Genomic DNA, 6,943 nt, shown 5'->3' on the forward strand with positions numbered 1-6,943 from the left:
GGCTGCCTCATCGCTAACTTTGCAACAGTGCCCGCTCAGATCGACACCACGACTGCGTCCGGTCGCATGGTGTTCGGAATCTTCGCCACCTTGGCCGAGTTCGAGCGGGATCTGATCCGAGAGCGCACCATGGCGGGTCTCGCCTCCGCGAGAGCGCGCGGTCGCAAGGGCGGACGAAAATTCGCGCTCACCAAAGCTCAGGTGCGTCTCGCGCAAGCCGCCATGGCCCAGCGCGATACTTCAGTTTCCGATCTCTGCAAGGAACTCGGCATCGAGCGCGTCACTCTCTACCGATATGTCGGTCCCAAAGGCGAGCTCAGAGACCATGGAAAGCATGTTCTCGGACTTACGTAGCAACTCGTTTCTTTTCGCAGGTTGAGCCACCTCCGCGCTTCATCAGAAAACTGAAGGAACCTCCATTGAATCGAACTAATTTTTTTTTTGGTGAATCGCATTCTGACTGGTTGCCTGTCAGAGGCGGAGAATCTGGTGATTTTGTTTTTCGACGTGGTGACGGGCATGCCTTCGCGAAAATCGCACCTGCTTCCCGCCGCGGTGAGCTCGCTGGAGAGCGTGACCGCCTCATTTGGCTCAAAGGTCGAGGTGTGGCTTGCCCCGAGGTGATCAACTGGCAGGAGGAACAGGAGGGTGCATGCTTGGTGATAACGGCAATTCCGGGAGTACCGGCGGCTGATCTGTCTGGAGCGGATTTGCTCAAAGCGTGGCCGTCAATGGGGCAGCAACTTGGCGCTGTTCACAGCCTATCGGTTGATCAATGTCCGTTTGAGCGCAGGCTGTCGCGAATGTTCGGACGCGCCGTTGATGTGGTGTCCCGCAATGCCGTCAATCCCGACTTCTTACCGGACGAGGACAAGAGTACGCCGCAGCTCGATCTTTTGGCTCGTGTCGAACGAGAGCTACCGGTGCGGCTCGACCAAGAGCGCACCGATATGGTTGTTTGCCATGGTGATCCCTGCATGCCGAACTTCATGGTGGACCCTAAAACTCTTCAATGCACGGGTCTGATCGACCTTGGGCGGCTCGGAACAGCAGATCGCTATGCCGATTTGGCACTCATGATTGCTAACGCCGAAGAGAACTGGGCAGCGCCAGATGAAGCAGAGCGCGCCTTCGCTGTCCTATTCAATGTATTGGGGATCGAAGCCCCCGACCGCGAACGCCTTGCCTTCTATCTGCGATTGGACCCTCTGACTTGGGGTTGATGTTCATGCCGCCTGTTTTTCCTGCTCATTGGCACGTTTCGCAACCTGTTCTCATTGCGGACACCTTTTCCAGCCTCGTTTGGAAAGTTTCATTGCCAGACGGGACTCCTGCAATCGTCAAGGGATTGAAACCTATAGAAGACATTGCTGATGAACTGCGCGGGGCCGACTATCTGGTATGGCGCAATGGGAGGGGAGCAGTCCGGTTGCTCGGTCGTGAGAACAATCTGATGTTGCTCGAATATGCCGGGGAGCGAATGCTCTCTCACATCGTTGCCGAGCACGGCGACTACCAGGCGACCGAAATTGCAGCGGAACTAATGGCGAAGCTGTATGCCGCATCTGAGGAACCCCTGCCTTCTGCCCTTCTCCCGATCCGGGATCGCTTTGCAGCTTTGTTTCAGCGGGCGCGCGATGATCAAAACGCAGGTTGTCAAACTGACTACGTCCACGCGGCGATTATAGCCGATCAAATGATGAGCAATGCCTCGGAACTGCGTGGGCTACATGGCGATCTGCATCATGAAAACATCATGTTCTCCAGTCGCGGCTGGCTGGTGATAGATCCCGTCGGTCTGGTCGGTGAAGTGGGCTTTGGCGCCGCCAATATGTTCTACGATCCGGCTGACAGAGACGACCTTTGTCTCGATCCTAGACGCATTGCACAGATGGCGGACGCATTCTCTCGTGCGCTGGACGTCGATCCGCGTCGCCTGCTCGACCAGGCGTACGCTTATGGGTGCCTTTCCGCAGCTTGGAACGCGGATGGAGAAGAGGAGCAACGCGATCTAGCTATCGCGGCCGCGATCAAGCAGGTGCGACAGACGTCATACTAGATATCAAGCGACTTCTCCTATCCCCTGGGAACACATCAATCTTACCGGAGAATATCGTTGGCCAAAGCCTTAGCGTAGGATTTCGCCCTCTCCCGCAAACGACCCCATCTTTGCGGCGATCGTGGCCGGATAGCCGTCTTCGACAATCAGCCGAGCTAACCGGAGACGGGCACGAGGAGTGAGAAGAGCGTTCGGATGGGTCATCAATTGGCCTCCGCCGCGGTCTTCGTAAGCGCGCGTCTGGTGAGAAGCATGATGACGAGAGCGATCGCTGTCAGCACCGAAGCGACCCAAACCGGCGCGAGCAGCCCCAGCCCGGTCGCGAGCCCGAGCGCACCAAGCACGGGCCCCGCTGCAGCTCCGATATTCAATGCTGCGGTTGCGTACGAACCGCCCATCGTTGGCGCACCCGATGCTGCATACAGCACACGCGTGATCAGAGTACTGCCGACGCCGAACGACAGGAATCCCTGAACGAGGACGAGGACGATAAGCGCAACGGGATGAGATGCGACCACTGCCAACACGATCCAGCCTGTCAGCAATAGCGGTCCGCCGACTGCGAGCACGAGGCCAGGTCGTTGATCTGATAGTCGTCCTGCGATCGTGACGCCAAGGAACGATCCGATGCCGAACATCACCAGCGCGACGGACACCCACGCTTCGGCCAAGCCCGCGGTCTCGGTCACGATGGGTGCCAGGAAGGTGAATGCCGCAAAGGTCCCTCCGTTGATCAGCGCTCCGAGTGCCATGGCCAGGATGAGCCGCGGCGTCGCCAACTGGCTGAGCTCGACACGGAGCCTTGGTGAGGTCGCGCTAGTCTCGCTCCGACCAACATTGTTCGTGACGCCACGAATGACTCCAACGGCCGCGGGAATACAGAGGATGGCGATCGCCCAGAACGTCGTTCGCCAGCCCAGCGCTGTGCCGAGCAGTGCCCCGGCGGGGACGCCCACGACGGTTGCGATCGTCGTGCCGGAGAGCAGGATCGACAGTGCACGCCCCTTCTGGTTCGCTGGCACGAGGGTAGTGGCCGTGCTCAGTGCTACGGCGAGGAATCCTGCGTTTGCGAGAGCGCTGAGCACCCGGGTGATGAGCAGGAGAGAGAACACTGGTGTCATCGCTCCGATGACGTGGCTTCCCGCGAACACGAGAAGGCAAACGATCAATGTGAGCCGCGGTGGCCAACGGCGAGCGAATGCCGCCATCACTGGCGCGCCGACGACCATACCGACTGCGAATGCGGAGGTCAGCAGGCCCGCAGTGCCGACCGAGACGTCAAGTTCGGTCGCGATCGCGGGGAGCAATCCCGCGAGCATGAATTCTGAAGTGCCCATGACGAAGACCGCCAGGGCAAGCATGTAGAGGGCAAAAGGCATCGAGTACTCCGAGGTGTGAGATCAAGAAATGGTTCTTCTTGTCACCACGGCCAGCGCCCCGGGTACGCCAGACATACGCCCACACAGATCGTGGGCGTCGTAACTAGTGGTTCAAGGGGCTGGCGGTGTGACCGACAACCCCTGACCTGTCTGATTCGGGACTCGACATGCCCCAAACTCTAACATGCCTTCAATGGCAAGCGGTCTGGACAGATACTTCTTGAATCGGCACGGTGTCATTACGGGCGGGGGCCAGAACAACGTCCCTGGACATCACAGCTAGGCGCCAGTCGGTTACTGCCCACGTGCTCCGGCGCACATGCTACTGCCCACGTGCTACTGCAGCATGCTCTAGTGCGGTACGCGCTTGACCTCGACGCCACCGAAAGCGACGAAGCCGCGCACAATAATCTTCGGAGCCTGGCCTGCGCCAGGAGCTGGAAGGTGACGTCCCGGCTTTCCAGTAACATCCGTGCCGCCGAAGATGGGCAGCACGTCGACATCAACTTGGTAGTGGTCGGGGACAATGACGTCGACTCCACCGAAGGCGCAGCCAATGTTGACGACAGTGGTTTCCGCGGTCAGGATGGCCTCGCGGAAATCCAAGCCGGTCCCGCCGAAGGCCGCCACCGTGGTGTGCGTGGGAGCGCACGTCCAAGGGCCTCTCTTGTCGGTGCCGCCGAAGATGCCGATGGAGAGCTTCGAACCAGTTGCCGCGGCGGAGCTATCAATCCGAGCTGGTTGATGATTGTTGGCTGCATTCGGTGCCACCGAATGGTGCTCGTCCGGGACGCTGTGTAGGTTCGGGCGCAGGTTAGGGTTTGGGTGTGCATGTGGAGTCGGCTCGGCCAGGTTCGCGGGCAGCGACAAGTCCTGTGTCAATGCGGGCAACTCATCGATGTACGTCGCCTTTTGGGCTTTCTCGGTGCGCTCCTGCAATTCCGCAAAGTCAATCTGGCCATCGCGGAATGCCCATTCCAAGCGTTTCAGCGCAGTGTGGCGGGCTTGGTCGCCAGCGCGTAGCCGTGGGGTGTTGTCGGTCATGATGCTGTCCTATCGAGGCAGTGGCGGGCAGTGGCTTTAACACCCAAATGTTATCTGTACTCGAACTTTCGCGCAGGCCGCTTTCGCGCAAGCCACTTTCTCATGGGCAGACCGTGGCTATTGCCCGCCGCAGTTAGTGCACAATCTGCAAGTCGCGAAGGTGTCGGTACAGAGTTGTCTTCTCTCGCGGCTTTCGAGACTCGACTCCATCGCGCACATATCGGAAGCCCAGGCCACCAACTTGAACTGCCCGACCCGTCATCGGACGGTGTAGCTCGCGGGCCGGGGCTTCTTTCGCTTTACGACGGCCACCGCGCCCCAATCCGAGTCGGCTCAGCAGGCCTTTGTCGCCCTCACCCTCGTTACCGATTTCCGCTTCCGGAGCCGGAACTTCGGCCGCAACGATGCCCGGGGCGTCGGGGGTAGGGCGAATCTGCAGGCCGGTGGATGTGCCGGAGAACATCTGATGCTCGTCGACATAGACCTCGCCAGTAAACCCGTTTGCCGAGGACACTCCGGTAATTCCCGGCTCTGTCAGTAGGGCGTAACCAACAATTGCGTGCCCGGTGTCATCGCGAATCAGCGGCACTGGCGTCGTCGGGCGCGTGAGCGCGGCCGCCGCATCGAGCCCTTCCCCTCCATCGATGCCCCAGTTTTTGGCCGCGGTCGAGGGCGCGGTGGGGACATGTGCCACTTCAATCCACAGGAGGTTCTTGCGCATCAGGTAGGTTGCCACGGTAGCCAGTGCCGCGTCGGTGCCAACGACCACAATTCGTAACGGCTCGCTCGGCTTTTGCGGAGCGGGTTGCGGAGCGCCTAAGTGGTCGACTTTTTTCTGCTTGGAGATTTCCTCCGGCGTCGGAGCTGTATCGACAGGCAGTACGTCCTTGGCCAGGTCGTCGATGAAAGCCAGCTCCTTGCGGGTGGGGATCATCGCGACGTCGTGAAGCGCATAGGCGGGTGGTGCCGGAGTAGCTGGTGCTGATGGTGTGGACGGTGCTGATGTAGACCATGATTGGCGGAGCAATTGGGAAAACGCGGGTACATCGGGGCCACACTGCAGCACAACAATACGCATAGGACTACACTCTAATGCGTCGTCTGCAATCCCAGGAGTTGAAGTAGGACTATGGCCGCAATCATTATCGTCGGTGCCCAGTGGGGCGACGAGGGCAAGGGCAAAGCAACCGATATTCTCGGTGGCCGCGTCGACTACGTCGTCAAGCCCAACGGTGGCAATAACGCCGGCCACACCGTTGTCGTTGGCGGTGAGAAGTACGAGCTGAAGCTGCTTCCGGCGGGTGTGCTGTCGGAAAACGCTGTGCCGATTATCGGTAACGGCTGTGTGGTCAACCTCGAGGCGCTTTTCGACGAGATTGATGGCCTCGAAGCTCGCGGTGCAAAGGCGTCCCGCCTGCGCGTTTCGGGCAATGCCCACATGGTTGCTCCGTACCACCAGACACTGGATCGCGTGACCGAGCGCTTCCTGGGTAAGCGCGCTATCGGCACCACTGGCCGCGGTATCGGCCCGACGTATGCCGACAAGGTCGGCCGTACGGGCTTGCGTGTCCAGGACATTCTGGATGAGTCGATTCTGCGCCAGAAGATTGAGTCTTCGCTGGCTCAGAAGAACCAGATTCTGGTCAAGCTGTACAACCGCCGCGCTATCGACCCGGATGAAGTCTTTGATTACTTCATGGGCTTCGCCGATCGTCTGCGCCCGATGATTATCGACTCGGAGTTTGAGCTCAATCAGGCTTTGGATGCCGGCAAGCACGTCCTCATGGAGGGCGGCCAGGCCACCATGCTCGACGTCGACCACGGCACCTACCCGTTCGTGACCTCCTCGAACCCAACCGCTGGTGGTGCCTGCGTGGGCACCGGCATCGGCCCGACGAAGATCACTTCGGTGCTGGGCATCATGAAGGCCTACACCACCCGCGTCGGTGCTGGCCCGTTCCCGACGGAGCTGTTCGACAAGTGGGGCGAGTACCTGCAGACCACCGGCGGTGAGGTCGGAGTCAACACCGGCCGTAAGCGCCGCTGTGGTTGGTACGACTCGGTGCTGGCTCGCTACGCCGCGCGCGTCAACGGTTTCACGGATCTGTTCATCACCAAGCTGGATGTCCTGACTGGTATCGGCGAGATTCCGATTTGTGTCGCTTACGACGTTGATGGCGTGCGTCACGACGAAATGCCACTCACCCAGTCGGAGTTCCACCACGCTGTCCCGATTTACGAGACCATGCCTGCATGGGACGAAGACATCACTGGCTGCCGCACCTTCGATGAGCTGCCGGACAAGGCCAAGGATTACCTGAACCGCCTGGAGGAGCTCTCCGGCGCTCGCATTTCCTACATCGGTGTTGGCCCGGGTCGTGACCAGACCATCGTTGTCCACGATGTGCTGGACAACTAGCGCTGGGCAACTAGCGCTGGGTACTTAGCCTGGGGGGGGGGG

General features: G+C 60.0%; 8 protein-coding genes and 1 pseudogene. 4 read left to right on the forward strand and 5 right to left on the reverse strand.

The window, feature by feature from the left end:
• From HMPREF2787_RS07890 to HMPREF2787_RS07900, 3 genes are all read left to right on the forward strand, one after another.
• Positions 1-354, forward strand: a 354-nt coding sequence (locus tag HMPREF2787_RS07890; RefSeq protein WP_141752001.1) for a recombinase family protein, incomplete at its 5' end; no start/stop codon positions are given.
• A gap of 65 nt (positions 355-419) precedes the next feature.
• Positions 420-1,223 (forward strand): aminoglycoside O-phosphotransferase APH(3'')-Ib, encoded by an 804-nt coding sequence (aph(3'')-Ib, locus tag HMPREF2787_RS07895; protein ID WP_070858948.1) that lies wholly within the window; start codon positions 420-422, stop codon positions 1,221-1,223.
• The gene (locus HMPREF2787_RS07900; RefSeq protein WP_000480968.1) at positions 1,223-2,059 is read left to right on the forward strand and encodes an aminoglycoside O-phosphotransferase APH(6)-Id; all 837 of its coding nucleotides are present in this window, start codon (positions 1,223-1,225) and stop codon (positions 2,057-2,059) included. The genes aph(3'')-Ib and HMPREF2787_RS07900 overlap by 1 nt, the downstream gene beginning before the upstream one ends.
• A gap of 105 nt (positions 2,060-2,164) precedes the next feature.
• Here HMPREF2787_RS07900 and HMPREF2787_RS10915 read toward each other — a convergent pair.
• From HMPREF2787_RS10915 to HMPREF2787_RS07915, 5 genes and pseudogenes are all read right to left on the reverse strand, one after another.
• Positions 2,165-2,263: pseudogene (locus HMPREF2787_RS10915) on the reverse strand (IS481 family transposase); the annotation flags it as partial.
• Entirely contained in the window at positions 2,263-3,438 is a 1,176-nt protein-coding gene (gene cmx / locus HMPREF2787_RS07905; protein ID WP_005297378.1) for a chloramphenicol efflux MFS transporter Cmx, read from the reverse strand. The pseudogene HMPREF2787_RS10915 and the gene cmx, both read right to left, overlap by 1 nt.
• Positions 3,439-3,459: 21 nt before the next feature.
• A complete protein-coding gene (locus HMPREF2787_RS11425) occupies positions 3,460-3,513 on the reverse strand; it encodes a chloramphenicol resistance leader peptide (RefSeq protein ID WP_011113070.1) in 54 nt (17 codons plus the stop codon).
• A 276-nt stretch (positions 3,514-3,789) separates the two neighbouring features.
• Complete coding sequence (locus HMPREF2787_RS07910; RefSeq protein ID WP_070858949.1) at positions 3,790-4,482, reverse strand: DUF1707 SHOCT-like domain-containing protein; 693 nt, start codon at positions 4,480-4,482, stop codon at positions 3,790-3,792.
• Between the two features lie 133 nt (positions 4,483-4,615).
• Complete coding sequence (locus HMPREF2787_RS07915) at positions 4,616-5,560, reverse strand: hypothetical protein (protein ID WP_246824247.1); 945 nt, start codon at positions 5,558-5,560, stop codon at positions 4,616-4,618.
• 51 nt (positions 5,561-5,611) lie between these two features.
• On the opposite strand from HMPREF2787_RS07915, the gene HMPREF2787_RS07920 reads away from it, so the two are divergent.
• Positions 5,612-6,901: an adenylosuccinate synthase gene (locus HMPREF2787_RS07920; protein ID WP_016421542.1), complete on the forward strand. Its 1,290-nt coding sequence runs from the start codon at positions 5,612-5,614 to the stop codon at positions 6,899-6,901.
• Positions 6,902-6,943 lie beyond the last annotated feature (42 nt).

It is taken from the genome of Corynebacterium sp. HMSC061H03, assembly GCF_001838215.1.
Classification (GTDB): Bacteria; Actinomycetota; Actinomycetes; order Mycobacteriales; family Mycobacteriaceae; genus Corynebacterium; species Corynebacterium jeikeium_D.

Excerpts from the sequence above, each read along its gene's own strand:
- cmx (WP_005297378.1), bottom strand. The coding sequence starts at position 3,438 with ATGCCTTTTGCCCTCTACATGCTTGCCCTGGCGGTCTTCGTCATGGGC.
- HMPREF2787_RS07915 (WP_246824247.1), bottom strand. The coding sequence starts at position 5,560 with ATGCGTATTGTTGTGCTGCAGTGTGGCCCCGATGTACCCGCGTTTTCC.
- HMPREF2787_RS07920 (WP_016421542.1), top strand. The coding sequence starts at position 5,612 with ATGGCCGCAATCATTATCGTCGGTGCCCAGTGGGGCGACGAGGGCAAG.
- HMPREF2787_RS07910 (WP_070858949.1), bottom strand. The coding sequence starts at position 4,482 with ATGACCGACAACACCCCACGGCTACGCGCTGGCGACCAAGCCCGCCAC.
- HMPREF2787_RS07900 (WP_000480968.1), top strand. The coding sequence starts at position 1,223 with ATGTTCATGCCGCCTGTTTTTCCTGCTCATTGGCACGTTTCGCAACCT.